Source organism: Scytonema hofmannii PCC 7110 (assembly GCF_000346485.2).
Taxonomy (GTDB): domain Bacteria; phylum Cyanobacteriota; class Cyanobacteriia; order Cyanobacteriales; family Nostocaceae; genus Scytonema; species Scytonema hofmannii.
The window spans coordinates 5,614,535-5,641,449 of the sequence record NZ_KQ976354.1 but is presented as its reverse complement, the minus strand read 5'-3'; the positions used below and the strand labels follow the sequence as shown (position 1 = coordinate 5,641,449).

The following is a 26,915-nucleotide window of genomic DNA, read 5'->3' as shown; positions in this document are numbered from 1 at the left end:
TCGATTGGTTTACGTCCAGACCAATTTATGATACTGCATTTTGAGCCAGCTTCCCCTGATTCAACCTCTGAAATGGCAGTAATATAAACTGCTACACAAGTGAGTTAGCTATTTTTTATTAAGTCCTTTACATGAGTCTCTATGTAGATCCCCATGTTTCAGTACTAAGTCCAAAAATGGTACATGGAGAGTCAAACCTAAATTATTTTTCTTTTTAGTGTACGCAAAGCTTTTTCTTTTATATATTTTTATTGCAATTTTCATAACTCAACTTCCTCTCCGCCAATGAGTAATATTTCTCTATCTTTGACACCAAGGGCTAAAATCAGAACAAAGCCGCAGTCAGGATTGTCGCACACCTGCTAGGATAAGCGCGATCGCTTCAGTGGTGTGTTGTTCGAGCATTGCTTTGCTAAAAAGCCGTTTACCTTGGGGAATTTGCTGAATGTTTCCCGCACCAATAAAATAGAACAAACAAGTTCCCATAATATTAATTGCAGACTGAAACGGATTGAGTGGGCGAAATACCCCCTCAGCCAAGCCTTGTTCTAAAATTGCGATCAAAGCAGTATCAATACTCACAGAACTACTGCGTTTATAGTACTTTCCCTGGTTTTGCACTGCTTCGTGAAACATGATAGTCGGAAGTTTTGGGTTACGCGATACACAACCGAGCAATGCTCTCAAAAATCTTTCCAACGCGACTTCAGGTGACAAATGCTCTAACTGTAATTGCTGAATTGTTTGTAACAGATCTGTATGCGATCGCTCCAACACCGCTTGATACAAACCTTCTTTATCTTTGAAGTAGTAATAAATCATTGACTTTGCAACACCTGTTTTGGCTGCGATTGCTTCTGTTCGCGCTGCTGTAAAACCGTGTTGGGCAAATTCTTCTTCCGCAGCTGCCAAAATCACAGATTGAGTTGCTTCAGCATCTCTCTCTTGCTTGGTATTCTTGACTTTTTCAGATTTTGTACGCACCACAGTTGTTATAAGATTTGAAGAACTTATGAATCAGTATACCTTTTCCCGACTGAATAGTCAGTTGACAAAACTGTAGAAAACCTGTTTGATAAAGGGTAAAAAACTGACAAGTCTGTCGATAATTCAAAAAATTATGAAAAAAGTCATCATCATTGGTGGTGGAATTGGCGGTGCTGCAACTGCACTCGCCCTTCTTCGTGCTGGTTTTGAGCCTGTCGTTTACGAGCGAACAAAAGAGTTGCAAGAAGTTGGGGCTGGGATTGCGCTTTGGGCAAACGCAACCCATATCTTGAAGAACTTAAGCTTGTTGGAAGAAGCGATGCGGGTTGGTTATTTTATTACAAACTATCAATTCAATTCCCAACGTGGCTTTGAGTTAGTGAATATTGCGCTCGATAACTCCGAGTTACCCGTTATCGGAATTCATCGCGCTCAACTGCATCAGTTATTGTGGCGCAATGTACCGCCTGAGAAATTCATTTTGGGAGAAACCTTTGCGCTCAAATCGCTCAAAGGAGATCGGGTTTCAATACTTTTATGAAGGCAATGAGTTCAGCGATCGGCAACAGTTTCAAGTCTTTCCATGCTTACCGAGCTTAATTCCTTGTATCTCAGGTTTAATCAGGAAGGACAAGATTTAAATGCAGCCCAATTACACTCTAGTTTGTCTGCTTTAAGCTGATTTCAAAAGACAACTGAGAGGTGTAGAAGCATACATCAAACTCAGCAAAAAAGTTGACATGACCAAGCAGTAAAGGGACATTATTGGACTGACTCCAAGCAAATACCAAAGGAACTGGTGAAAACTCACCTACAGTCGCTATCAAAATTAACCCTCGTGCTGGAAATTGACTTAAATTTCCTCCCAGTTGCAATGTTGTTGTTTGTTCTTCCCAAACTGCTCCTAGCTGCTCTCCGATATTATATGGCAAAACATTGACATCAGCACCTGTATCAAGCAAAGCAGTTACTTGTAAGAAGCGATCTCTATGATTCAGTATTAAGCCCAAAAATGGTACATGGAGAGTCAAACCTAAATTATTTTTCTTGTTAGTGTACGCAAAGCTTTGCCTTTTAGACATTTTTACTATGCTTATAATCTTCTAGCATTTTGTTCATCTTATGAGCCGCTTCATAAGAATCATAGGGTGAATTCATCGTGTCATTTACATGAGATTGGAACTTATATAAAGAGCTTTCAGTTTCTTCCTCTCTAGAAAGTTCCAGTATCAGAAATTGCATGACTTTTAACTTGTCAGCACGAGATAGCTTTTGCAAATCTTGTAGCAGTTCAGTAACAGGCATAAATATAAATTTATACAACCCTAAATATATAGTATCATGAGAAGTATTCAAATCATGTTTCTGGTTCTTCAATGCTTCGTTACAGCATTTACCAGTCTGGTGAGGTACGATTTGAAATCTGTTTGTGTTTTAATAAAGGTTCAAAAAATTTAGGTGTACCTCAGTTGCTTGGGAAAGGCTATACTTAGAAACTCTGTTCTGGGAGTTGTACAGCATTGTTAAGCTGCTGGCATTGTGCAACCTGAATCAACAGCCTCAGTGCGTCATTCACTGCTGCATCAGTTGGAAAAGCTTGGGCAACATCTGGATCTAAAAGCACTAAGTTTGTTCCTGCACGATATCGCTCAACATACTTTCCTCTCACACCTCCCTCCATTTGAGCAAAGTCATATTCAGAACGTAATTCGTCTTCCATTTCGTTCTCAACTTCCTTCTTCATAAAACCTCTTCTCCTGACGGGTAGCTTTTCGGGCACTGATAATTCGTATCTTTTCTCCTCGATCTGTGTGTGCGACAACTAGGAGTTTTTCAAACCCAGATATGCCAATAATAATGTAGCGACTTTCTCCGATGGAACGATCGGGGTCAGGAAAGGTCACAGATAGCGGGTCATTAAACGGGGATCTCAACTAACTTAACAATTCAAATCAAGTCCCTGGTTCTTCAGTGTTTTGTTCTACAACTTCCCAAAGTGCATCAGCAGATAATCCTTTTCCAGATTGTATACTTTGCCGTGATTGATTCAGAATTTTTTGAAACCGAGGCGATCGCGATAGCAAAAGGTTTTCTAAATCCTCATCATCAGTTGGAGCAATTAAAACCGCTACTGCTTTGCCATTGCGAGTAATCACAATCGGTCCACTTTGAGCCTGTTCTACATACGCACTGAGTTGTGCTTTTACATCTGCAATTGGTGCAATTTTCATAACTCAACTTCCTCTCCGCCAATGAGTAATATTTCTCTATCTTTGACACCAATGGCTAAAATCAGAACCGTTTGCTCTACTGTATTCACCTCATAAAACACGCGAAAGCAATTTTGAGAGCCAAAACGAAGTTCCCAGGTTGCACTAAATGGGGCTGGTTGTTCCATTGGCTTGCGGTTTCGAGTGATTTCAAGAGGTGTGTAAGATAATTGTTCGGCAATCGTTTCTCGAATCAAATTGTGATACTTTTTATCGATCGCTCTAAGGTGAGCGATGATTTCAGGAGCAAAGATTAGAGTGAAATTAGGCTTTGGTATTATTGACTATTATTATAGTCATCATTATAGTCATATGTAAATGACTCGATCTCAATTTTTTGTGCTTTCCTAGATAGTGGGGGTATTTAAGGTTTAATCAGAACTTCCATTATCTAATATCCTTCTGGAACAACTTGTGCTCAACACCTTGCAGTATCTGAGGTTTAATCAGTTCTGTGGCTAGCTCGTTTTCAATTTTCCCATTTGGTGCTCAACACCTCACGGTATCTAAGGTTTAATCAGCTTTAACACTCAAAACCAGCAGCTTAAGCTCAAAGTGCTCAACACCTCACGGTATCTAAGGTTTAATCAGGTGGTGTCTTTTTAGCTTTTTGCGCTCCTTCTCTATCGTGCTCAACACCTTGCGGTATCTAAGGTTTAATTAGAAACTCAGCACACGAGATGAGAGAAACATAAAAGAGTGCTCAACACCTTGCGGTATCTAAGGTTTAATTAGTTCGATTTCTCGATACCTGACATTAATCAAGCTAAGGTGCTCAACACCTTGCGGTATCTAAGGTTTAATCAGGTTATTACAAATATTCTCTTAGTTGCTCTAATAATTCGTGCTCAACACCTTACGGTATCTAAGGTTTAATCAGCGGAAGCGCAGTGATTATTGGTTTCCAGAAGACCTCGTGCTCAACACCTTACGGTATCTAAGGTTTAATCAGTATGTTGCCACCACTTATCCGAAGTGTTGGTAATGAGTGCTCAACACCTTACGGTATCTAAGGTTTAATCAGTTTAAGCTACCTCGAATCGATGATAAGTTACCGCTACGTGCTCAACACCTTACGGTATCTAAGGTTTAATCAGTACCTGTCAAGCTCGAAAGTGCTCAACGCCTATTGGGTGCTCAACACCTTACGGTATCTAAGGTTTAATCAGAAAACCTGTTACTTGTTTGCTACTTACTGGTTACTGTGCTCAACACCTTACGGTATCTAAGGTTTAATCAGAGAGCCGCATTGTAGCTCCGATGGTTGTGGGCGCAAATGTGCTCAACACCTTACGGTATCTAAGGTTTAATCAGGGATATGTTCAAGTCGAAGAAGAAAGTTGATAAAGGTGCTCAACACCTTACGGTATCTAAGGTTTAATCAGGCTAAAATGCCATTTTGAGGAAATGTACTACTTTTGTGCTCAACACCTTACGGTATCTAAGGTTTAATCAGCTTTTGGAGTAACGATCCTGAGAAGTGGATCAGAGAGTGCTCAACACCTTACGGTATCTAAGGTTTAATCAGTTTGTAGGCATCAGAAGTTTTAAAGTAGTAAAAATGTGCTCAACACCTTACGGTATCTAAGGTTTAATCAGGAAACGGACAAGCGGCTATTTTGACAAATGGTGAAGTGCTCAACACCTTACGGTATCTAAGGTTTAATCAGCCTTAATTATTGCAAATAAAAATTACTAGCTTAGTCTGTGCTCAACACCTTACGGTATCTAAGGTTTAATCAGTATCAGTCTGGAAATTTACCGGACAAGTTAATATCGTGCTCAACACCTTACGGTATCTAAGGTTTAATCAGATCAGCGCCAATCAGTATACGGGAAATCCCTCTTGTGCTCAACACCTTACGGTATCTAAGGTTTAATCAGTGGTAGTAGTCCATCAAATCGTCCTGGTTCTGCTAGTGCTCAACACCTTACGGTATCTAAGGTTTAATCAGAGCGAAGGCTGAAAGGCTCAACCAGCAGGCGCTCCAACTCAAGTTTACAAGCACCTTGCTAAAAAACCAAGAAAAAACTGAAATTTCGCAATTCTTCCTTAAATCCAACCTGGCTTCACCAGCTAAAACCCATGATAGAAGCCGGTTTGAAAATTTTACAAGCACCTACAGAACCTCAAAAATCTCTCAAACATTATATTGGTCAGGGTTTCAGCGAAAACGTTTACTTTGATTATCCTAACAAACACAGATGCTTGTATTTTTCAAACAATCAAAAAAGGCTTATCTGTATTTTCCCATGTACCTGGTCGATTATACTTGGGTATATCTTGCACGCAGCGATCGCTCAAACGCACAAACAAAATACTGTCTTCCTTTGCCAAAATCGTCTCCAACTCCCAACGTAGTTTTTCACGATCGCGTTGATTCATGACGGAGCGAAAAATTGAGTATTGTATCCGTTCTCCATAGCCCTCCAACAATTTGTAAGCTTTGCGCCAACGTTTTGGACAGCGAATGTCGTAGCAAATGATGTAACAATTTCTGATTTCTCCCATATCATCACCTCATCTGACAATCAACTGACCGAATAAACCACCCTCACCCATCCATTCCTTTTCCAAGAGTCGCACTTCTAACTCCAGTAAACGCCGATAAGTAAGGGAATACCCTGTTGCTGGATGCTTCCAAGTTTCCTGCTTGCGATTTTCGTAGAGTTCCACAAACTTACGTTTACCAGCTTCGCTCAGCCAAACCTGTTGTCCGCGAATATCAAAATCAGTTTTTATATCCCATTGATTGCGATTGACGGAAGACATGACAATCATATCTACTAAAGGAACTCGGAAAATTTCCATCAAATCTAAAGCTAAGGGTGCAGCTTGCGATCGCGGTTGGTGGTAAAACCCTAGTGCAGGTTCTAACCCTACTATCAAGATGGCATTCATGATATCTTTGAGTAACAAAGCGTACCCAAATCCTAAAAGGCAATTGAATCTATCTTTAGGAGGACGACGATTTCTGATGTCGAACCCCATTTCTTTTGGTACATCAGGTGAAATCAAATCGGGGAAAGCATTAAAATAGAGTGCTGCTAAATTTCCTTCATATCCTAAGAGCGATTCCAAAGATTTTGCGTGAGGAATAAGTTTTAGCACGGCTTTCATTTGGTCGATCGCTTTTGTCAATTTCTCGCTAGCTTTGTTTTTGCCCTTCCCACGCATGAGAAATTTTCGCTGTCCTTGAGCGCGGCAAATTACGAGTTTACGTGCCAACTCTAGGCAAGTATCGGGGGAACTCAGGGCAGTATACTGACGAATGCGACGTTGAATGCTACCATTCCGAGTATCAAAACTACCCAGGTAACGACCACCACCAGAAACAAAATGTACGCCAATTCCCTGTTCGCCACAGAAATGTAGTGCTTGGGTGGAAATCTGCGAATAGCTGTGCAGTACCAATTGAGCTACTTGTCGAGCGGGAATAGTTTCTAATGGTTGGTTGCGACGGGCAATTTTGATTTGCTCTCCAGTTCTACCTACATTAGTACCAGGTTCGAGAACGTGAATGACTTGCCTATTGTCATCTTCAGGAAACAAGCGTATCGGTTGCCATTCGCGATCGTGTGCTAGACGTGCTTCTTCGGGTAAACACACGGGAGCCAGGGAACAACGAGTACACAAGCGTTCGTTGTCGGTTACTGGTGGTCGATGGGTAGACTGTCTGAGGTTGCGTGCTTTTTCTATCGCTCCCCGCACTGCGGCTCGTCCTAAATCATCTAGTGGGATGCGAACTAATACATTGTCAGCATGATAGCGAATGCGACCTTCTTGAATAGGTATACCAAGAGATGATTCAAGCAAACAACAGTAGGCAAGGATTTGTAATTTATCGCTTTCCCATGCTTGGGGTTGTTTGTTTTCATCCCGATGGCATCTTCCCCGCTTGTGTTCGTAGGGAATTGTTTCTCCTTCGCGAGTCCGCAATGCATCAACTCGTCCCCGTATACCTAATTCTTCGCTGATGAGGAATAATTCCTCCCAGTCTTCATCTTCTTGCTTTTCAAGTTCAGCGTGTAACCTACGTCCAGCAAATACGGCAGCATCCTGGGTGTAGAGTTCTTCGACTTCTTCAAGGTAAAATAGGCGGGGACAATAGGCTAAAGCATGGAGAGCAGAAACGCGGATGGTTTCCAGTTTGGTAGAGAGTTCGATATCTTCGAGAATTTGCATATATGTCTGTAAGGTAATTGTGTTTTAGCGCCTTACGACATCTAAGGTTAATGATGATTAAGTTGGCTGAATGACCGTCCAAGCAGTCTCAGGAGGAAGATAATTTTTTGATGGCTCAAGTATTAAATACCTTTTCCATCGCGTACCCTTGGAGCCAACATGATCTACCCAATAAGGCAAAGTGAATAATCCATCCTCATCTTGTACTAACCATTGCAAAGACTGACTGCGATCGCTTTCTGACCACATTGTTATAGAATTGACTAAATCCCGACTTTCTCCTAAGCATAAACCCCCGAAACGTTCGATTGAAGCAGGGTTTGTAAATGCTTGTTCTAACCTTTCGGATAATGTTGTTTGGGATTGATCGGTTTGAGAATCAATCCAAGTAATAAATTTCACATCAGTGAGTAATTCTTGGTAATCTGGTCTAGAGTTTGTTGGATCGTGAATGTCTTTTTTCTTAAAACGGCGAAAAGTACGGATGATGGTTGATTTTTGAGGTTGAGAAAGAACTGCGTTACCGGAGGTCAGCATAGCTATCGCTAATTTCACACCACAATGTTTATACCTATTGGTTTCTCCCACGATTGACAATAGCATTCCATAGACTGTCGATGGTGGGGGAAATAGGTAAGTTTCAGCATACTCCCTAGCGCGAGATTGACGAAAGCAAGCGATGGGAACTTCAATTTCTAATGCCAAATTTTTCTTGATTGCAGTTATCATCGGATTAACTCTAATTGTGGTAGTTTTAAATCTCTAGCAATAACTTGTTTCATGCTTTGCACGGCTAACTTAATCCCAGGAAAAATATGTACTCCCAATTCTTCTAATTCTTTTATTTCCTCAGATTCAGTAACAGCACCAGCTAGCCACAATTCCTCTGGTTCGATATCTTGATTTCTCACTTTTCTGACTAATTCTCCAATAGATATTTCTCCCTCATCCTCTTCAAAACAATATAAAATACGAGGAGAAAAATCATGTGTCCATCGTAAAATCAAGCTTTCAGGAGAAAAATCATAGAGAAACCGCGAATGATTGCCTGCAACTTCTCCCAAAGAACTTAAACCATCTAAAACTGCCATGATCCGAGATTTATCTTTTAATCTTTCTGGAGTTAATGCAAATCCATATTGATAGCAAGTTGCGTGTACTTCTGTTCCATAAAGTGAAGTTCTGCCTTTTTTACCACTTAAAGAATTAAAGGTTAAGTCACCACTGAAGGGTGTTATGGAAACAGCACGAGTCACTTCTAAAACACCTCGTTTTGCAGTCGTTGTGCCTTTAGCAACAGCCGCTTTTTTACCTTTAGCTTTTGGTTCATCTGATGCTTCAACTTTTGCACCTTCAGCACGCATGAAACCTAAAACATCATCATCAATAAAAGCTGTATCATCAAAATTCTCATTTTGCCAAATATTGTCGTTAGCATCATCATTCCAACGACGATTGACTTGATAATCGTCACCACAAGTTTGCCAGTAATAACGTAATGCCCAACGAATCGCTTCGGCGGAAACTGTTGTATGTACATTATTTTTCCACAGAATTTTTTGGAGAGTCGTAATATTTCCTTCATTTTCTCCACGATTATTGGCAGCAGTTCCGTATCCAGTTAAGATATTTCCAAATAAATGAAATGTCACTTGTCAATCTCCTTAAATAAATAAAAATGTCCTTGAAACTCGTTAAAATTTAGAGCTTTGTGATGAAAAAACGAGAGAGTTAAAGAATATCAGGAGCGTTTTCTTCATCAAAAGTATCATCATCAACAGGATCGCCTTCATCAGAATCATCTTTATCTCGATTAGAACTTCCTGTCCCTTTATAACTAGCTAATGCCAGTAAGGCTAAATCTCTTGATTTTTTCCAATTTTTCTCTAACATCACAAATTCTATTAATTCTTCCCAATGTTTCTGCAAAGTAGGTATTTTTCCGGCTCTTGACCAAAAGTCTGTAATAAATTCTCGAAAGCTATCAGAATTTTTACATCGACTTAAGCCAGTTCTAATACGTATAGTTTCACGGTCGAAATTAGGGGATTCTCCTCTTTTTTTGGCTACATCTGAGATTCTCCCAAAAGTATAATTAATAGCTTCATGACAAGTTTTAACGAATAGTTTTTCACGTTCGTCTGACTGTACTTTTTGAATCACTTGAAACAATCCTCCCCTTTCATACGCTAATTTTTGAAAAAGCTCGTTACTATTTACTTTTTCTGAGATTCCAGAATACCAAGGTAGCTTTTTAGCTAAATTTTCAGCAATTAATTCCTTGGCAAAGCTTGTAGCCACAAATCCACCTTCTTTACCTGCGATCGCTCTATCTGGTAACCAAGCATCACAAACTTGATAGTTATGGCAATTCTCATCAGTTGCTTCCACTACATACATATCTGTACGAGTTTTTTGTTGAGTCGCCCATGCAACAGTTCCTAATGTCAAAACTTGACAACGCTGTATACCAAAAGTTTTAGTAATATCAACAGTTGTGTCCTTTGTTAAAAATCTCAAACCAGCATCACCTAAACCAGAAGCATGAAAATCTTTATAAATGGCATTTCGTAATTGCTGATTTTGCCGATACTTTGCATACTTTGCTAAATCGGTAATTTCTGGAATAACTAAAGCGTATTGAGCGCGTTTGTCTCGCAATTTAGAACGAAGGATATAGTAATAACAAGCAACAGGTGCAAATAATAAAATAAAAGCATTTTCTGGGTTTTCCTCAAAACTTGTATCGGAACTAAAAGCAATATGTCTGACGGCTGCACCAGGATTTAACCACCCAGCAACACTAATTGGATTAGTTAAAAATTGTCCATTTTTATCACATAAATTACCAGCAAATTCTTGATACGCATAACTTGTCAAACTTTTGTATTTAACTTGAATTTCTGGCTCATTCTCTCCTAAAGATAAAGATTTTGCCACAACTCCATCGGATTTGTGAGTACTAGTATGCTGTAAAAGAGTCCCTAAAATTCCTTGATGGACTATTACCTGTGCATCTTCGCGCATGGATTGAGTATCCAACCCACGTAATGCGATAATGCCATCATTTAATTGAAAAGACTCTTTGAGAAACCATTCTAAAATGTCGCGATCGCTTCCATTCCAATTTAAGTTGACTTTGCGTTTGCTAAGTTGCCAATTGAATTCAGATGGCACTTTAACTTTTTCTTTTTCTAATTGCTTTAAAGTCATCCATAATCCAGCTAAACCAGCACGATGTAACAAGGTAAAACAAGGATTACCTAAATCCAATTCTAAATTCACTGTTCTGCTCCTACCTCTTCACTGTAGGGAATTCTGCCTATTGGTGTTACAGGATAAAATCCTCTCCGTTTCCAGGTATAATAATCTGATTCAATACGGATAGGTACTGTCCATTTCTGTGCTTCTTGTTTAAATAACTTGATACGCGACACATTCTGATGTTTTTTTAATAATTCCTGTTCTTTTTGTTCGGCAATTTTCCAAATTTCTGGTTCATCTTCACCCAAAAGAACAGTCATTGTGTATCCTGCTTCCCGTAAAGAATTTGGATACGTACACCAATTATCTTCTAGCCAATTTGATTTAACTTCTGGAATTTCTTTAGAATTAAGACTTGCTGAAAATTCTGCTAAATCTCGTTGAGAAATACCTGTCTTTCCTGAAAATTCTTGAATCAACTGCTTCCCTGTAGAGATTTCTACTTCGTTGTAGGGTTTTGGATTATCCCAAGAATAAATAATTGCTAGTTTTGCTCCTTCTTCTACTTTACTCATCCTGCGGTTGAGGCGTCCTAATCGTTGGATTAAAGCTGCTGCAGGAGCGATCGCAGAAATTAATAAATCAGCACTCAAATCTAAAGACATTTCACAGACTTGAGTAGTAATAGCCAAAACAGGTTCATCTTGTTTGAATGCTTCAATGACAGCTTGATGTTTTTTCACCCTGTCTTTGTAACGGAATCGACTGTGATAAATTAATGGAGTAATCGAAAATTCTGGTAATTGTTCCGCAAGTTTTACTTGTGCAATCCGATAAATTTCAATACAAGTTTTTACTGAGTTAGTTACCCATAACACTTTTTGTTGGTTTCGTAAGGCTTCAATAACAGATTCCCAAACTTCTGTTAGTTCTTCAAAGTTACTGATTTCGGGAATATAAGTGATGTCATAACGGGGCAATTCTTCTAATTCTTTTGGCCCTTCAATTGGTTCTCCTAAATCTTCTCCCTGTTCTGCCAACACTTGTTGAATCGCTGACAACTGTTGAGGACTAAAACTTGCACTCATTAATAAAATTGGCACACCTCTAAAAGCTTTAATAAATTTTAATAAGGCTCCAAACAGACGCAAATCAAAAGCATGAACCTCATCAAAGACAAAAGCAGATTGTGCCAATGCAGACCATGAGTAAAGCGGTTTACGATTATTTTGAATTAAACCTAACACTGAATCAACTGTACAAACAATTAATTTTTTGCGCCCTGCTTGAAAAGCCATCAGTTTAGAATCGATGCTTTCACGATCGTCTTCATCTCCAGAAAATAGTAATTCCCTGTCTAAATCAGCACGAGAATGCATTAAAGCTGCTTCAATTTCCGTTCCATCTGCATAGTCGATATAACCTTGAGATGCTGTACCTGTTGTTGGATAGGAGAAAAATAATTTACGCCCAACAGCCCATTTTTCCCCCCAAGCATACGCTGCAACCGTTTTACCTGTTCCGCAACCAGCCTTCACCAACGTCACCCGATGTTTAGATTTAGCAATTAACTCTTGAAATTGTCGTAATTTTTTACCATTCAACCGTTGTTGGACTAGTTTATTTAACTCTTGCTTTGAGAGTTGTAGTGATAAAACTTCTTTAATCCATTCTTGAAAATCTTCCTCTAGTTCGGGAAGTGCAGAACCAGCTAAATCTGCTGCGATGACTGTTGCTTTGACTGCTGCAATAAATTTTTGTTGCTCCCAATCAGGTTCAAAATCAATAAATTCATTACGTAAATTTGTTAAAGCTGTTAATAATTGCTTGTCAGTCCAAATTTTCGTTGGAAATTCTGGTAATTGTTTGGGCAATCCCAAAGATTGACTTCCCATTTTTAGAACTGTGAGAAAATCAGAATGAGAGGTGTAGATTTTTAATTCATCTCCCGTACCAGAAGGAATTTCCGCAATACAACCTGATGGCGTCCCATCTTTGCTTGAACCAATTTTTAAATGATGTCCCATTGCAGCCCAAACTGCGATCGTTAAATTTGCATTGGGGCATTTTTCTAGCCATTCTCGAAAGCAGGGAACTTGTAGTGCTAAAATGCCGCTAATCACTTCATGACGCAACATTTGTCTATTTAAACGTGCTTTTAAAGAGTCTCCAATCTTCTTTCTATAATTTTGAATGTTTGGGTCTATCGATTTTGGGTCGATGGTTTTAAAGTAAACCATTTCTTGAAAGTGTTGATTAGCTTTACCCCAATCGTGCAAATATGCACCTAATTTGACTGTGGCTGCCAAGGAATCTAAACCAATATGCTGTATTCCCAATTGTTGGAGAATAGCCATACCCAATTTATCTACCAAAACATCAGCTGCTTGCATGACAAAACTGATATGTCCAGTGTACGTTGCAGCACCTTTTTTTCTCGTATCATTTTCGTCTTTTTGATAAGATTTAGCTAACAATCTTTTAAACATTTCTACCTCCCTTAAAAGGTAAGAAATATCCACAACCCATGTGTCTTTTACCACCAATTCCCCATTGTTGTAACTTGATAGAATCGTCGTCACTCAAATCAGAAACTTCCGTTGTAAAACCCACTATCGTATAACGTTTAACTTTGATAGTTTTGCGACAGAATTCGCCCTGTCTATCTTTAGGGATGGAAATTTGAGCAGAAATTTCCATATCATCAAGCTGACGTTGTGCTGCTACTAGAAACGATTGAGGTTCGCTATGTCCCTTAATGACAACAATTCTAGACTTGAGTTTGCTAGCAGGTTTCAATGTAAATATTTCGGGAATACCGATTTGAATTTCATGTATTCCCAAACGAATAGATTTTCCAGCCAACTTATAAGCCAAGGGAATTAATGGGATTGGTACGCGAACACGCAAACACGAATATTCGTTCAGAATTATTTTTCCTTGTTTGTCAGGAAAGCCAGGAACAGTCAAAATACTGACAGTTTTCTGCTTGCGTATTTCTGAATCGAGATCAACCCAACTACAAAAGAGTGCATAGCCATGATCCGCAGGTAAATATTTTCCTCGCACTGGAAAACATAGCTCAACGAATGGCTCAAGCCCTAAATCTACATCCTGAGACGCCGAAAAACCCACCGATGCAATCATTTCAGGATTCCCCTAAATTCAACTATTCAGGTACTTATTGAAATACCTAAGTAATGTTCAAAACCTAAAAAGGCATCTGAGGAAAGAAAGAATACATAAGTTTGGGATTAACTCTTGGGGCGATCGCAGTTAGTAACGCCACCATTTGAGCTAAAACCTAAATTTATATTTAAATTTCGACAAGAGTTGGTACCACCTGTCTAACTCGAAACATCGATAAATTATTATATGCACAAAAAAACTCTTCTGTCAAGTACTATTTAAAGTCTGTTTATCGCCTAACGGCATCTTAGGTTAGGAGCGAGAAGGGTAATGTTAAGCCCATCCGCCCTGTATCGCTTAGAGGTTCTACACCTGGCAAACACGAAAGTGCTCAACGCCTGATGATTACTCGGTGTTCAACGGCATCAAAGTCTTTAATACCCAAAACTATAATAACTTAGAAACTGAGAGGTCTATTTAATTTTCTTTGTTACTGAAAACTGCAAGCATCTCTTTTTGTGAAACCCGATTTGCAAATAAAAGTAGATGTAAGTCTTACCTGATAAGGGTTTAAATTGAAAAAAGTTACTGGAAGGTGCTTGCAAAATGGCTATATTGCTCATAATATAAAGATTATAGCAATTACTCGACTCGTTCAAAAATGCTGTTTCAGCCGTTTTTTCGCTAAGTTATTGTGTCTATGTTAGAGGTGCTTGTAAAATTTAAGAGAGAAGCACTCGGAGTCAATATTCCCAAGCTCGCTGTGTTTTTCCTCTGATAGCCGATAGGCGTTGAGCACTCAAAGAGCAATTGCGAAACAAGTATCAGATAATCGTGTTTTTCCTCTGATAGCCGATAGGCGTTGAGCACAAGCTCGAATCGCTCAAAAAATAGATGTAGGAATGTGTTTTTCCTCTGATAGCCGATAGGCGTTGAGCACTTAGCGATGACCGATGGAACCCAGCAGATTTTGGGGAGTGTTTTTCCTCTGATAGCCGATAGGCGTTGAGCACTATGAAATTTCGCTTTAACTTTTCTATCAGGAGGTTGTGTTTTTCCTCTGATAGCCGATAGGCGTTGAGCACATGTTAGCTTACCAATACATGAGACCTTGGGATGGGTGTTTTTCCTCTGATAGCCGATAGGCGTTGAGCACGTGATGTACCCCGCGCTGAATTGTTTTGATATTGAGTGTGTTTTTCCTCTGATAGCCGATAGGCGTTGAGCACTACAGCATTTCATTTATCGAGTGTACGCTCGTAAAGATACTTTACAGCAGCAATTTTCACCTAAATAATGTCTTCATCTGCGTGCATCCGCGTTCATCTGCGGTTCCATAACTTTTCTGTGTATTGTACCCAAGCGAGAATTGCTATATCTTAGATAGCCAATAGGGGTTGAGAGGTTTTTTACAAATTAAATTTTAAATCACCAAATGTATTGTTTTGGTTGGGTAGAATGTTGACACATAAGAATTTGATGAAATGTTGGGTTTCGTTCCTCAACCCAACCTACCTAGACTTTTCTGAGCGCAGAGCAGAAAATAATTTGTTACATAACACCATTTGTACGCTTGATTCTTCTCATTGCCATTTCTAAACTTAATTTCATTCGTCTGAAAGCATTGACAAGATTACCAATTTCATCGTTAGAAACTCCATCGAAGTCGATATCTAAATGCCCTGTACTCACTTCCTCAGCAATACGAGTTATCCGCTTAAGAGGAAGAATAACTTGTCGATTCAAAAAGACATTGACTAAATGGATAACCACGACAAAAATAGAAGAAACAAGTCCTATAATTAATAAAGAGGATTGATGAGCTTTTTCAATAACCTTACTTGCTGGTAAAGATACAAATTGAGCTGCTACAATTTCATTTAAGTGCCAACCAAATCCATTGGCTGTTCCAAAACGGTCAATCATAGTTTTTGGAGCAGCATCAGGAGTACTATGACACTGAAGACAAGCTTGTTGGCTAATTGATAGCGGACGGGAAATATAAAATATGTCGCCACCAGGAAGCGAACGAAATCCACTTACCTGTTTTAAATCTTTTTCTTTTCTAAAACGCTCTAAAATGTTAGCTTCAAAACTATCAGCTTTATCCCGAAGATTTGTAGGATTTGTTGCAGCTTCTTTATAAAAGAAGTCCCCATATTCTGGTTTTTTCCGGAGAATGTCAAAAACTTCTCGTGCTGAATATGCGGATACAACTTGAGGCAGAAACTTGTCTTCCAGTTTCAAAGAGAGTTCTGGATAGATTTGGGTAAGTGTGTACTCCCGTATAGAAGTCATTGTGTCAATGAGTGTTAAAGCTCTTGAGGCTATTTCATTTGTCGCATTCTGTCTCAGCAATGCAGAAAGAGCTAGCCCACTTAAACTCAAACCTACTACAAGAATTAGGAGTAGTAAAACTGTAAATTTTTGTCTCAATTTAAAATTTTTTAACATAATATTTGGGGGAGGTAGAAATAAAAATTTAAAATTTCCTTTGTAAAAAACCTCTTATATTATGTTTAATACTGAAACGAAATAGTTGAGTTAAATTCAGGACATTGAGAATTCAGGTAAATTCAGGTTAAGGGATTTCCAAATAAAAAAATATTCAATTTTCTCTTGTGGTGCGGGCGTCCCGCCCGCCACTGGTATAGGACAGGCGAGGACGCCCGTCCCACAAGATTGGATAATTTATTTCTTGGAAATCTCTAAGTCGAGAGATCGACAAAAACAGCAACAGGAGCAATAGCAAGATAAGTGTGCGCCCTAAGCTAGAGGTTTTAAACTCATAACTCCTTCTAAAAGTTATATAGGTTCGAGAATAAATTCAGCGTTCGTTTAGGAATTGTCACCATGAATCATGACAACGGCTCGACAAATCACGATGGCAAACACGCTCCCCATTGGAAAAAGCACATCTGTCGTACAGAGCACGTTCCCATTCAAGTGCAGGACGATCGCACTGGAATGGATATTGAAACGCTCAAACGTGCTTTTTTAGACAACCTCTACTACATCCAAGCAAAAGATAAGGGTTGGGCAACAGCACATGACTTTTTCATGGCACTGTCGTATACTGTTCGCGATCGCTTGCTGCATCGTTGGCTGAAAACTGTTGAGCAAACCTACTTTCAAAAAGATGTCAAAGTCGTATGCTACCTATCGGCTGAATATCTTATCGGACCGCAACTCAGTAAAAACCTAACAAATGTTGGGATGTACGAGCAAGCCCGTCAGGTGGTGCGGGAATCAGCAGGCTTAGACTTATACGATTTGCTCGAACAGGAAGACGAACCGGGATTGGGTAACGGTGGTTTGGGAAGACTCGCGGCTTGTTTTTTGGATTCTCTCTCAACTTTAGAAATTCCCGCTATTGGCTACGGTATCCGCTACGAGTACGGCATTTTTCAACAAACTATTCGTAACGGTACGCAAGTAGAAGTACCGGATCGGTGGTTGCGCTTTGGGAATCCTTGGGAAATTCCACGTCCCGATTACACTGTAGAAGTCAAATTTGGCGGACACACAGAAGCATACACGGATGAACGAGGACGCTACCAAGTACGTTGGATTCCTCAAAAAACCATACTGGGAACACCCTACGATATTCCAATGGTGGGGTACAACACAAATACCGTTAACACTTTGCGTTTGTGGAGTGCCAAAGCCAGTGAAGACTTTAACTTACAGATTTTCAATAGCGGCGACTTTGCCAATGCCGTAGCTGATAAAGTTTACTCAGAAAACATTACCAAAGTTCTTTATCCCAACGACAATAACTACCAAGGTAGAGAACTCCGCTTGATGCAGGAATATTTTTTCGTTTCCTGCTCCCTCCAAGATATTATCCGCACCTATTTGCGAAGTCACAACAATTTTGACCAATTCCCCAATAAATGTGCAATCCAAATCAATGACACTCATCCTGCTATTGGTATTGCTGAATTGATGCGGCTACTATTAGATGTACATCAGTTAGGATGGGATGAAGCATGGGACATTACACAAAAAGCTTTTGGTTTTACCAATCATACCTTGCTCCCTGAAGCATTAGAACGTTGGCCTATTAGTGTATTTGGTAGACTTTTACCCCGACATTTGGAAATTATTTTTGAGATTAACCAACGGTTTCTCGATGGAGTTCGATCGCAGTTTCCTGGGGATGATGGAAAACTTTCCCGATTGTCTCTGATTGAAGAAGGAGCAGAAAAACAGGTAAGAATGGCACATCTTGCTTGTGTTGGAAGTCATGCAATCAACGGTGTAGCAGCACTGCACACCGAACTGGTGAAGAACAATCTCTTCCCAGATTTCTATCAAGTGTTTCCACAAAAGTTTAGCAACAAAACCAATGGAGTGACCCCCCGTCGTTGGATGTTGATTGCTAACCCCAAACTAGCCCTGTTGATTACAGAAAAAATTGGCAAGGGTTGGATTAAAAATTTAGAAGAACTTAAGCAGTTAGAAGCATTTGTAGAAGATGAAGATTTTCGCAATCGCTGGCAACAAATTAAGCAAGACAACAAGCAGGATTTAGCAGAATATATTTTGCAAACAACTGGTATTCATGTTGATGCTAATTCTCTGTTTGATATCCAGGTGAAGCGCCTTCACGAGTACAAGCGCCAGCATTTGAATTTACTGAGGGTCATTACTTTTTACAACTATATTAAGCAGAACCCAAATGCAGATGTTGTACCGCGAACTGCAATTTTTGCAGGTAAAGCAGCTCCAGGTTATGCAATGGCAAAGCTTATCATTCAACTGATTAATTCAGTGGGAAATGTAGTAAATAACGATCCAGATATTGGCGATCGCCTGAAGGTTGTATTTTTACCAAATTATAACGTGTCGGTAGCAGAGCGAATTTATCCATCTGCTGACCTTTCCGAGCAAATTTCAACCGCAGGTAAGGAAGCCTCCGGGACAAGTAACATGAAATTTGCTATGAATGGCGCTCTCACTATCGGAACTCTAGATGGAGCAAACATTGAAATTCGCGATCGCGTCGGACATGAGAACTTCTTTCTTTTCGGGATGAATACAGCAGAAGTCCTACAGAAGAAAGCTCAAGGCTATCATCCTTGGGACTATTACAACAGCAATCCCCAACTCAAACAGGCGATCGACCAAATTGCATCGGGCTATTTCTCCAAAGGTGACAGCAATTTGTTTAAACCGCTTGTGGAATCCCTAAAAAACCGGGATGACTATATGCTTTTTGCTGATTACCAGTCTTATATTGAGTGTCAGCAACGAGTCGATGAAGCTTACCGCGATCGCGATACCTGGTGGCGAAAATCAATTCTCAACTCAGCCCGCACCGGATACTTTTCTTCTGATCGGACAATTTGCGAGTATGCGCGAGATATTTGGCAAGTTCAGCCAATCCCCATAACTCTAGAAGACGAGCAAGAAGAGAACGCAGCAATACAACTCAAAGCACCGCTCTCTAAATTATAAAGTACTGTCACTCAAAAAAATCCCAGCATGGAAGTGCAGCATCTCTTTTTCCGCTCCCTTAGCGCTCTTTGCGTCTTTGTGGTTTTTTAATCATCTAGCAGGCGTTGGTGTGGTGGACTACTAGTTAGGATTGTCGCACACCTGCTAGGATGAGCGCGATCGCTTCAGTGGTGTGTTGTTCGAGCATTGCTTTGCTCAAAAGCCGCTTACCTTGGGGAATTTGCTGAATGTTTCCCGCACCAATAAAATAGAACAAGCAGGTTCCCATAATATTAATTGCAGACTGAAACGGATCGAGTGGACGAAATATCCCCTCAGCCACCCCTTGTTCCAGTATTGCGATCAAAGCCGTATCGATACTCACAGAACTACTGCGTTTGTAGTACTTTCCCTGGTTTTGCACTGCTTCATGAAACATGATAGTCGGGAGTTTTGGGTTACGCGATACACAATCGAGCAATGCTCTCAAAAATCTTTCCAACGCGACTTCAGCAGACAAATGCTCCAACTGTAATTGCTGAATTGTTTGCAAAAGCTCCGTATGCGATCGCTCCAAAACCTCTTGATACAAACCTTCTTTATCTTTGAAGTAGTAATAAATCATCGACTTTGCAACACCTGTTTTGGCTGCGATCGCTTCTGTTCGCGCCGCTGTAAAACCATGTTGGGCAAATTCTTCTTCCGCTGCTGCCAAAATTGCAGATTGAGTCGCCTCAGCATCTCTCTCTTGCTTGGTATTCTTTACTTTTTCAGATTTTGTACGCGCCACAGTTGTTACAGGATTCAAAAACTTATGAATCAGTATACCTTTTCCCGACTGAATAGTCAGTTGACAAAACTACAGAAAACCTGTTTGATAAAAATTAACCAACTGACAAGTCTGTCGGTAAATGAAAAATTATGAAAAAAGTTATCATCATTGGTGGTGGAATTGGCGGTGCTGCAACTGCACTCGCTCTTCTTCGTGCTGGTTTTGAACCTGTTGTCTGCGAGCGAACCAAAGAGTTACGAGAAGTCGGGGCTGGGATTGCGCTTTGGGCAAACGCAACCCATATCTTGAAGAACTTAGGCTTATTGGAAGAAGCGATGCGGGTTGGTTATTTCATTACCAACTATCAATTTAATTCGCAACGTGGCTTTGAGTTAGTGAATATTGCACTTGATAACTCTGAGTTACCTGTTATCGGAATTCATCGTACACAACTGCATCAGCTATTGTGGTGCAATGTAGCGAGTGAAAAATTCATTTTGGGAGAAACCTTTGAGCGATTTGAGCGCAAGGGAAATTGGGTTCGTGCCTATTTTGCTTCAGGTTTGAGCGTTGAAGGGGATGCGTTAATCGGCGCAGATGGATTGCGTTCGCGAGTCAGAGCCGCTATTTTAGGCGACGAGGCTCCCATTTATCGAAATTTTAAGACCTGGCGTGGTTTGACCGATTATATTCCTAGTGCATACTGTCCCGGGTACATTCAGGAATTTTTAGGACGCGGTAAAGGATTTGGTTTCATGATGCTTGGGCTTGGAAAAATGTATTGGTATGCAGCAGCAACTGCATGCCCAGCACAACCAGATGCTGGTATCGGTCGCAAAAAAGAGCTATTGACAATGTATCAGGATTGGTTCAGAGCCATTCCTGAATTAATCGCTGCTACAGACGAAGCCAATATTTTGACCACTGATTTGTACGATCGTCCGATAAAACAGCCTTGGAGTCAGCAAAATGTGACGCTACTCGGTGACGCTGCTCACCCCATGCTACCCACGATGGGACAGGGCGCTTGTACAGCCTTGGAGGATGCTTATGTCGTCGCCCAATGCTTGCAAGCACAACCAGATCCAATTATTGCTTTTCAACAGTATGAGTCAGAGCGTTTTCCACGTACCAAGGAGATCGTTCTTGCATCAAGGCAATCCGGTAAGATGGGGGAATTGAAAAACCCGGTAGCTGTGGGACTTCGCAATACTTTTATGAAGGCAATGGGTTCAGCGATCGGCAACAGTTTCAAGTCTTTTCATGCTTACCGAGCTGATATCAATTTGAACAAAGAATGCGACAGATAGTTGACGAGCAACCAGCTAGAGTTGCTGACTTACTTAGCTGCATTGCGAGTCTAAAGCAGCACGTTCCAGTCTTCTTATTACACGATGCCGTGGTTCGATCATCAAGAAGCTCACCAGGTCTACAAGCTGCAAAATGGTCACCCCACTGGCACTGGCATTGCCATAGTTTTCCGCGACTCTCTCAGTCCACTGCTGAAACTCATCAAACGACCAGCTATCAACAGCTTTAGCAATGCAGCCAATCAGAACATCATACCCTGCTCCTTTTGGAAACCCAGCAAGCGCTGCTGCCTCTTCACAATCTTTGCGACAACTAGCGATCGCCCGTTCAAAATCCTTTGTACCAAGCTCAATGGTGTCAATCGGAATTGTACTATTTAAAGTGTTAACAATCATGGGATTAATTCCTGGGATTGCTGTTTACGAGTTAGGGAGATTGTTTTTTCCCAAGTGTAGATGTTTGCGCTTACAGTAATGCACCCAAGAAGCTTCTGATATGTCTGTTGTAAAACTTTGTGATTTACTAAGTATACTGTTTTTATCACTCACTCTTGCAAGTTAATTCAACTGAAGCAATTAATCTTAACAATTCATCAACTCTCGCTACGTCACTATAAGTGGGACAGGCGTTACTTTGAGAAATCCGGGGTTACTGTGAGAAATCTGGGGTTACTGTGAGAAATCTAGGGTTACTGTGAGAAATCTGGGGTTACTGTGAGAAATCTGGGGTTACTGTGAGAAATCTGGGGTTACTGTGAGAAATCTGGGGTTACTGTGAGTGGCACGGGCGTCCTCGCCCGTGCTGTTGTGCAAATTATCTGTTGTGCAAATTAAAAGCGCAACAGCTTATAACCAACGTTGTTGTTTAGCATATACAATACTACCAATAACAATTAATATCATTACAGTAATAACAGCAGGATAAGCCAAAGGTTGATCTAATTCCGGCATATATTTAAAGTTCATACCATAGAGACCGACAATGAAAGTAATTGGTAAAAATATGCTCGAGAGCAGAGTGAGGCGATTAATTCGTTCGCTGGTTTTACTCGCAATATTATCGCGTTGAATTTCCATTAATTCTGACATCCAGGCTCTTAGCGCTTGATATTCTTGCCAGAGATTATCAACTTGATGAATTAATTCTTGATTAAATAATGCTTTCACTGATTGAGAAAACCACTGAAAATCTTCGTCATTTATCATAGCTAGCAGTGTTTTAATGCTTTGAAAATTCCTACGGACAAAACGAGTCGATTGCCTCATCGTCGCAATTTTTTGATACGTTGATTCATCACCAGAATTTTCTAAAACTTCATCTTCTAAATCATCAAGTTGACTCGAAATATAATCAAATACAGTATAGTAATTATTTAAAATATCTTTAAAAATGAGATAAAAAAGGTAGTCAATTCCCAAAAGTGAAATATCTAGAGTTGGCTTTTGAAGTTTGTTAATGAGTAGACTGAAGATTTTGACTTCGGTAATTTCAAAAGTTATGATAAAATTGTTTCCAATCACAATACTACCACGCGCTACTTCAAACTCTCGATTATTGATTTCATGAGTCAGAATTTCATAGCTGTTAAATAAACAATCTTCAATGTCTTGGTCAATTCCTATAGGAGAATAGTTGAAAATCATGTTAACACGGGATGCATTGAGTCCAAAGTGCTTGATGATTTTGGCGATTCCAGTGCGATCGCGGAAGTGAATACAACGCAGCCAGATATTTTGAGAACCATTAATCCTTTTCAGTACAGCCTCTACATCCCAACTTGTGAATGAATCTATGTGATTCTGAGCAAAGGTAAGGAGAATTAACATATAACGCTCTAGTAGATGACTTCACATTGAGGAAAATACTCATGATACAAGCTATTGTGCTTTGAATTTGTACCCTATGACGGGCGAGGACGCCCGTACCACTTATATAAATATGGAAATTTACTGGTCACTGGTTACTGGTCACTGGTCACTGGTCACTGGTCACTGGTCACTGGTCACTGTTACAATAAAGGGTTTAAACAAAACAAGCTTGTCAGTGGCTCGGTTCCAATATGCATGACAGTTTATTTGCAGGCGATGGGGAAATGTGTGCCTTAATGCGATCACACGACTGGTCGCAAACACCACTCGGACCTGTAGAAAAGTGGCCGCAAAGTTTGCGTACCACAGTGAGCATTTTATTAAACTCCCGCTACCCCATGTTCACCTTTTGGGGTCCTCATCTGGTTAAACTTTATAACGATGCTTACCGCCCCGTTCTAGGATTGACAAAACATCCAAAAGCGTTAGGTCGCCCTGCACTTGAAGTTTGGCCTGATATTTGGGATGCAATTGGACCAATGGTGGATCGAGTCATCACTCATGGGGAGTCAACCTGGTCAGATAATTTTCAGCTGTTCATGCATCGCAGTGGTTATTTAGAAGAAACCTACTTCACCTTCTCCTACAGCCCAATCCGAGATGAGACGGGCGGAATTGGTGGCTTGTTTTGTGCCTGTATGGAAACAACAAAACAAGTTTTGAGCGAGCGACGGCTCCGTACTTTGCGCGATCTAGCGGCACAAGCAGGTAAAGCGAAAACTACTGAAGCCGCTTGTGAAATTGCAGTGAGAACGCTGGCAAATAATGCAGCTGACATTCCATTTGCACTGCTTTATTTACTAGACCCTGAAGGGAAGCACGCGTATCTAGCAGGAAGCACAGGTTTGGAACCAAATACACCCGCGAGTCCAAATTTCATTGAACTTTCGGATTTAACGGAATCGTCAGGTTGGCCTTTGGCAAAAGTGGCTCATACCTCTGGGGTAGAGCGAATTGAAGATGTTATCAAGCGGTTTGGTGAGTTAAAGGTTGGTCTTTGGGACGAATCCCCCCACACTGCTTTAGTTCTACCTGTAGCATCTCCCGGACAGGAACGTCCTGCGGGATTGCTAGTGGCAGGTATTAGTTCTCGTCGCGCTCTTGACGATGATTACCAGGGATTTTTGGAATTGGTAGCAGGACAAGTGGCATCAGCGATCGCTGATGCTCGTGCCTATGAAGCCGAATGCCAACGGGCAGAAGCTCTAGCAGAAATAGATCGCGCCAAAACCGTTTTCTTCAGCAATGTTTCCCATGAATTTCGCACGCCGCTCACTCTTATGTTAGCTCCTTTAGAGGATGCCTTAACCGACACGGCAGATCCATTACCGCCTGCCCAACGCGATCGCATAGAAATTGTACAGCGTAACAGCCTGCGCTTGCTCAAACTAGTCAACACGCTCCTTGATTTTTCCCGCATAGAAGCTGGAAGAATACAGTCAGTATATGAGCCTACTAATTTAGCAACATTGACTGCTGAGCTTGCCAGTACATTTCGCTCCTTAATTGAACGCACTGGAATGTCTTTGGTCGTGGATTGCCCCCCTTTGCGCGAAGCCATTTATATTGATCGCGAAATGTGGGAAAAGATTGTGCTGAATCTGTTGTCAAATGCATTTAAGTTTACATTCACTGGAAAAATTACTGTTCGCTTGCGGGGTTTTGCCGACCGTGTTGAACTAGTAGTGGAAGATACGGGAATTGGCATTCCACCCGATGAAATTCCCCTTCTCTTTGAACGCTTCCACCGCGTTAAAGGTGCTCAAGGGCGGAGTTTTGAGGGATCGGGCATTGGCTTGTCACTGGTTCTGGAGTTAGTTAAACTACACGGTGGTAGTGTTTGTGTAACCAGTCAATTGGGACAGGGCAGTTGCTTCACAGTTTCAATTCCTACAGGATTTGCTCATTTGCCAAGCGAAAGAATTAGCGCAGCTCGCACTTTGGCATCAACAGCAATGGGAGCTATGCCCTTTCTTGAAGAAGCTCTGCGGTGGCTTCCCCAAGAAGAGGAGGGGGAGATGGGGAGAAAGGGAGAGGGGGGGAATGAACAATTACTCCCCTACAGCCCCCAACCCCAGAGGGGACCCCTAGCCCCCACTCCCCCACAGCCCCCAACCCCAGAGGGGACCCCTAGCCCCCACTCCTCTTCAGCTCGCATTCTCGTAGTGGATGATAATGCTGATATGCGGGAATACGTGAAGCGGTTGCTGAAACAACAGTATGAAGTAGAAGCTGTAGAAGATGGCATAGCAGCACTCACTGCTATTCGGCAACACCTTCCCGACTTGGTTTTGACAGACGTGATGATGCCTCGCTTAGATGGCTTTGGACTGCTGCAAGAACTGCGGGCAAATCCCCAAACACGAGAACTGCCAATTATCCTTCTGTCTGCCCGTGCTGGTGAGGAGGCGCGCATTGAAGGGCTGCAAGCAGGAGCAGATGATTACCTGACTAAGCCCTTCTCCACCCGCGAACTGTTGGCACGGATAGAAGCCAGTTTAAAGACGGCACAGATCCGCAAAGAAGCGGCCTTGCAGGAACAGGCACTTCGTCTTACAGCTGAAAAAGCACAACAGGAAGCAGAGGCAACTGCTCAACGGCTATCTCATATTTTGGAAAGTATGAGTGATGCTTTTGTTGCCCTGGATCGAGATTGGCGGATTACTTATCAAAATGCCGCCGCAGAAAGAGTTAACAATAACAAGCCCCGCAGTGAAGTGCTGGGAAAAACCCATTGGGAAGAATGGCCTGCATCGGTGAACAGCAATTTGGAAATTCAATACCGATATGCAATGGAACATCAAGTACCCGTTCACTTTGAGGAGCATTACTACTCTCCTCCCGATTATGATGTGTGGCTGGAAATCCATGCCTATCCATCAACAGAAGGGCTGGGGATTTTCTTTCGCGATATTGGCGATCGCAAACTTGCCGAAGCAAAATTGAAACAGTCCAAACAAGAGCTAGAAATTCGAGTTGCCGAACGTACAGCTGAGTTAAGTCGGCTCAATGCCGAGTTACAACAAAATGAATTAACCCTTCGCAGTTTTTCCGAACATATCGAAGCCTCACTGCGAGAAAAGGAGGTATTGCTCAAAGAAATACACCATCGCGTCAAGAACAATTTAGGTATTGTCAGTAGTTTGTTACAGATGCAGTGTAGACGTACCCAAGATTCACAAGCCACTGCTATTTTACTCGATAGTCAAAACCGTATTGCCTCCATTGCTTTGGTACATGAAAAGCTCTACCGCTCTGAAGATTTGGCCAACATCAATTTTGCTCAATACATTCCTGACTTAGTCACTCACTTATTTGATTCATATAATATAAGGTCAAGTCACATCAAACTCCATTTTCAAGTTGAGGATGTGGGTTTGGATATAGAAAGCGCTATTCCGTGTGGTTTGATTGTCAATGAACTCGTTTCTAATGCTTTAAAATACGCTTTTCCCAACAAACAAACGGGGGAAATCCTAGTGAAGTTATATGAACACGAACATCATTTGATATTGATTGTTCAAGATAATGGAGTGGGTTTGCCTGTAGAATTTGATAAGAAAAAGACAAAAACACTAGGTATAAACCTTATTCAGGGTTTAGTAAAACAATTAAGGGGAAGCATTGAGATTAACTCTCAGCAAGGCACGGAATTCAAAATCACTTTGAAAAAAGGTAAATAAAGCGTTATTTGTCATTTATTATTCTAAAACTTACGTATTATCCGAGCGCTATTCTATTAGTTT

22 protein-coding genes and 2 CRISPR repeat arrays are annotated in these 26,915 nt (G+C 40.9%); of the genes, 4 read left to right on the top strand and 18 right to left on the bottom strand.

What is annotated here, in order from left to right:
• Positions 1–342: 342 nt before the first annotated feature.
• The gene (locus WA1_RS23445) at positions 343–987 is read right to left on the bottom strand and encodes a TetR/AcrR family transcriptional regulator (RefSeq protein WP_017740125.1); all 645 of its coding nucleotides are present in this window, start codon (positions 985–987) and stop codon (positions 343–345) included.
• Positions 988–1,120: 133 nt separating this feature from the next.
• Here WA1_RS23445 and WA1_RS23440 point away from each other — a divergent pair, with 133 nt between their 5' ends.
• On the top strand, positions 1,121–1,528 hold the full coding sequence (locus tag WA1_RS23440; RefSeq protein WP_017740126.1) for an FAD-dependent oxidoreductase: 408 nt from the start codon (positions 1,121–1,123) through the stop codon (positions 1,526–1,528).
• 118 nt (positions 1,529–1,646) lie between these two features.
• On the opposite strand, the gene WA1_RS23435 is transcribed toward WA1_RS23440, so the two are convergent.
• From WA1_RS23435 to WA1_RS23375, 14 genes are all read right to left on the bottom strand, one after another.
• Complete coding sequence (locus WA1_RS23435) at positions 1,647–2,069, bottom strand: pepsin/retropepsin-like aspartic protease family protein (protein WP_017740127.1); 423 nt, start codon at positions 2,067–2,069, stop codon at positions 1,647–1,649.
• Complete coding sequence (locus WA1_RS23430) at positions 2,062–2,292, bottom strand: GAT domain-containing protein (RefSeq protein ID WP_026134324.1); 231 nt, start codon at positions 2,290–2,292, stop codon at positions 2,062–2,064. Before WA1_RS23430 ends, WA1_RS23435 begins: the two co-directional genes overlap by 8 nt.
• A gap of 184 nt (positions 2,293–2,476) precedes the next feature.
• On the bottom strand, positions 2,477–2,731 hold the full coding sequence (locus tag WA1_RS23425; RefSeq protein WP_017740130.1) for a hypothetical protein: 255 nt from the start codon (positions 2,729–2,731) through the stop codon (positions 2,477–2,479).
• Entirely contained in the window at positions 2,715–2,921 is a 207-nt protein-coding gene (locus WA1_RS53100; protein WP_081402924.1) for a BrnT family toxin, read from the bottom strand. Before WA1_RS53100 ends, WA1_RS23425 begins: the two co-directional genes overlap by 17 nt.
• A gap of 18 nt (positions 2,922–2,939) precedes the next feature.
• Positions 2,940–3,218 (bottom strand): type II toxin-antitoxin system Phd/YefM family antitoxin, encoded by a 279-nt coding sequence (locus WA1_RS23420; RefSeq protein ID WP_017740131.1) that lies wholly within the window; start codon positions 3,216–3,218, stop codon positions 2,940–2,942.
• A complete protein-coding gene (locus tag WA1_RS23415; protein ID WP_017740132.1) occupies positions 3,215–3,454 on the bottom strand; it encodes a hypothetical protein in 240 nt (79 codons plus the stop codon). The genes WA1_RS23420 and WA1_RS23415 overlap by 4 nt, the downstream gene beginning before the upstream one ends.
• 217 nt (positions 3,455–3,671) lie before the next feature.
• Positions 3,672–5,212: a CRISPR direct-repeat array (repeat unit 36 nt; unit sequence GTGCTCAACACCTTACGGTATCTAAGGTTTAATCAG).
• A 263-nt stretch (positions 5,213–5,475) separates the two neighbouring features.
• Positions 5,476–5,769 carry a CRISPR-associated endonuclease Cas2 gene (cas2, locus tag WA1_RS23410; protein ID WP_017740133.1) on the bottom strand — a complete coding sequence of 98 codons (294 nt, stop codon included), beginning with the start codon at positions 5,767–5,769 and terminating at the stop codon, positions 5,476–5,478.
• Positions 5,770–5,778: 9 nt separating this feature from the next.
• The gene (locus WA1_RS23405) at positions 5,779–7,443 is read right to left on the bottom strand and encodes a type I-MYXAN CRISPR-associated endonuclease Cas4/Cas1 (RefSeq protein WP_017740134.1); all 1,665 of its coding nucleotides are present in this window, start codon (positions 7,441–7,443) and stop codon (positions 5,779–5,781) included.
• A gap of 57 nt (positions 7,444–7,500) precedes the next feature.
• Positions 7,501–8,172, bottom strand: a complete 672-nt coding sequence (gene cas5, locus WA1_RS23400) for a type I-MYXAN CRISPR-associated protein Cas5/Cmx5/DevS (protein WP_017740135.1) — start codon at positions 8,170–8,172, stop codon at positions 7,501–7,503.
• A complete protein-coding gene (cas7i, locus tag WA1_RS23395; RefSeq protein ID WP_017740136.1) occupies positions 8,169–9,095 on the bottom strand; it encodes a type I-B CRISPR-associated protein Cas7/Cst2/DevR in 927 nt (308 codons plus the stop codon). Before cas7i ends, cas5 begins: the two co-directional genes overlap by 4 nt.
• A 79-nt stretch (positions 9,096–9,174) precedes the next feature.
• Positions 9,175–10,728, bottom strand: a complete 1,554-nt coding sequence (gene cas8a1 / locus WA1_RS23390; RefSeq protein WP_017740137.1) for a type I-MYXAN CRISPR-associated Cas8a1/Cmx1 — start codon at positions 10,726–10,728, stop codon at positions 9,175–9,177.
• Positions 10,725–13,136, bottom strand: coding sequence for a CRISPR-associated helicase Cas3' (cas3, locus tag WA1_RS23385; RefSeq protein ID WP_017740138.1), 2,412 nt, complete (start codon positions 13,134–13,136; stop codon positions 10,725–10,727). Before cas3 ends, cas8a1 begins: the two co-directional genes overlap by 4 nt.
• Entirely contained in the window at positions 13,129–13,794 is a 666-nt protein-coding gene (gene cas6 / locus WA1_RS23380) for a type I-MYXAN CRISPR-associated protein Cas6/Cmx6 (RefSeq protein WP_017740139.1), read from the bottom strand. The genes cas3 and cas6 overlap by 8 nt, the downstream gene beginning before the upstream one ends.
• Before the next feature lie 745 nt (positions 13,795–14,539).
• Positions 14,540–15,005: direct repeats of the CRISPR family, unit length 36 nt; unit sequence GTGTTTTTCCTCTGATAGCCGATAGGCGTTGAGCAC.
• 322 nt (positions 15,006–15,327) lie between these two features.
• The gene (locus tag WA1_RS23375; protein ID WP_017740140.1) at positions 15,328–16,230 is read right to left on the bottom strand and encodes a Tll0287-like domain-containing protein; all 903 of its coding nucleotides are present in this window, start codon (positions 16,228–16,230) and stop codon (positions 15,328–15,330) included.
• Between the two features lie 399 nt (positions 16,231–16,629).
• Between WA1_RS23375 and WA1_RS23370 the strand changes: the two genes are divergently transcribed.
• Positions 16,630–19,239 (top strand): glycogen/starch/alpha-glucan phosphorylase, encoded by a 2,610-nt coding sequence (locus WA1_RS23370; RefSeq protein ID WP_017740141.1) that lies wholly within the window; start codon positions 16,630–16,632, stop codon positions 19,237–19,239.
• 124 nt (positions 19,240–19,363) lie between these two features.
• On the opposite strand, the gene WA1_RS23365 is transcribed toward WA1_RS23370, so the two are convergent.
• On the bottom strand, positions 19,364–20,008 hold the full coding sequence (locus WA1_RS23365; RefSeq protein WP_272819209.1) for a TetR/AcrR family transcriptional regulator: 645 nt from the start codon (positions 20,006–20,008) through the stop codon (positions 19,364–19,366).
• 131 nt (positions 20,009–20,139) lie between these two features.
• Here WA1_RS23365 and WA1_RS23360 point away from each other — a divergent pair, with 131 nt between their 5' ends.
• Positions 20,140–21,300, top strand: a complete 1,161-nt coding sequence (locus WA1_RS23360) for an FAD-dependent oxidoreductase (RefSeq protein WP_017740143.1) — start codon at positions 20,140–20,142, stop codon at positions 21,298–21,300.
• Positions 21,301–21,333: 33 nt separating this feature from the next.
• Here WA1_RS23360 and WA1_RS23355 read toward each other — a convergent pair whose 3' ends face one another.
• Positions 21,334–21,696, bottom strand: coding sequence for a hypothetical protein (locus WA1_RS23355; RefSeq protein WP_017740144.1), 363 nt, complete (start codon positions 21,694–21,696; stop codon positions 21,334–21,336).
• Between the two features lie 450 nt (positions 21,697–22,146).
• Complete coding sequence (locus WA1_RS23350; RefSeq protein ID WP_017740145.1) at positions 22,147–23,127, bottom strand: magnesium transporter CorA family protein; 981 nt, start codon at positions 23,125–23,127, stop codon at positions 22,147–22,149.
• A gap of 233 nt (positions 23,128–23,360) precedes the next feature.
• On the opposite strand from WA1_RS23350, the gene WA1_RS23345 reads away from it, so the two are divergent.
• Complete coding sequence (locus WA1_RS23345) at positions 23,361–26,852, top strand: ATP-binding protein (RefSeq protein ID WP_066612985.1); 3,492 nt, start codon at positions 23,361–23,363, stop codon at positions 26,850–26,852.
• Positions 26,853–26,915 lie beyond the last annotated feature (63 nt).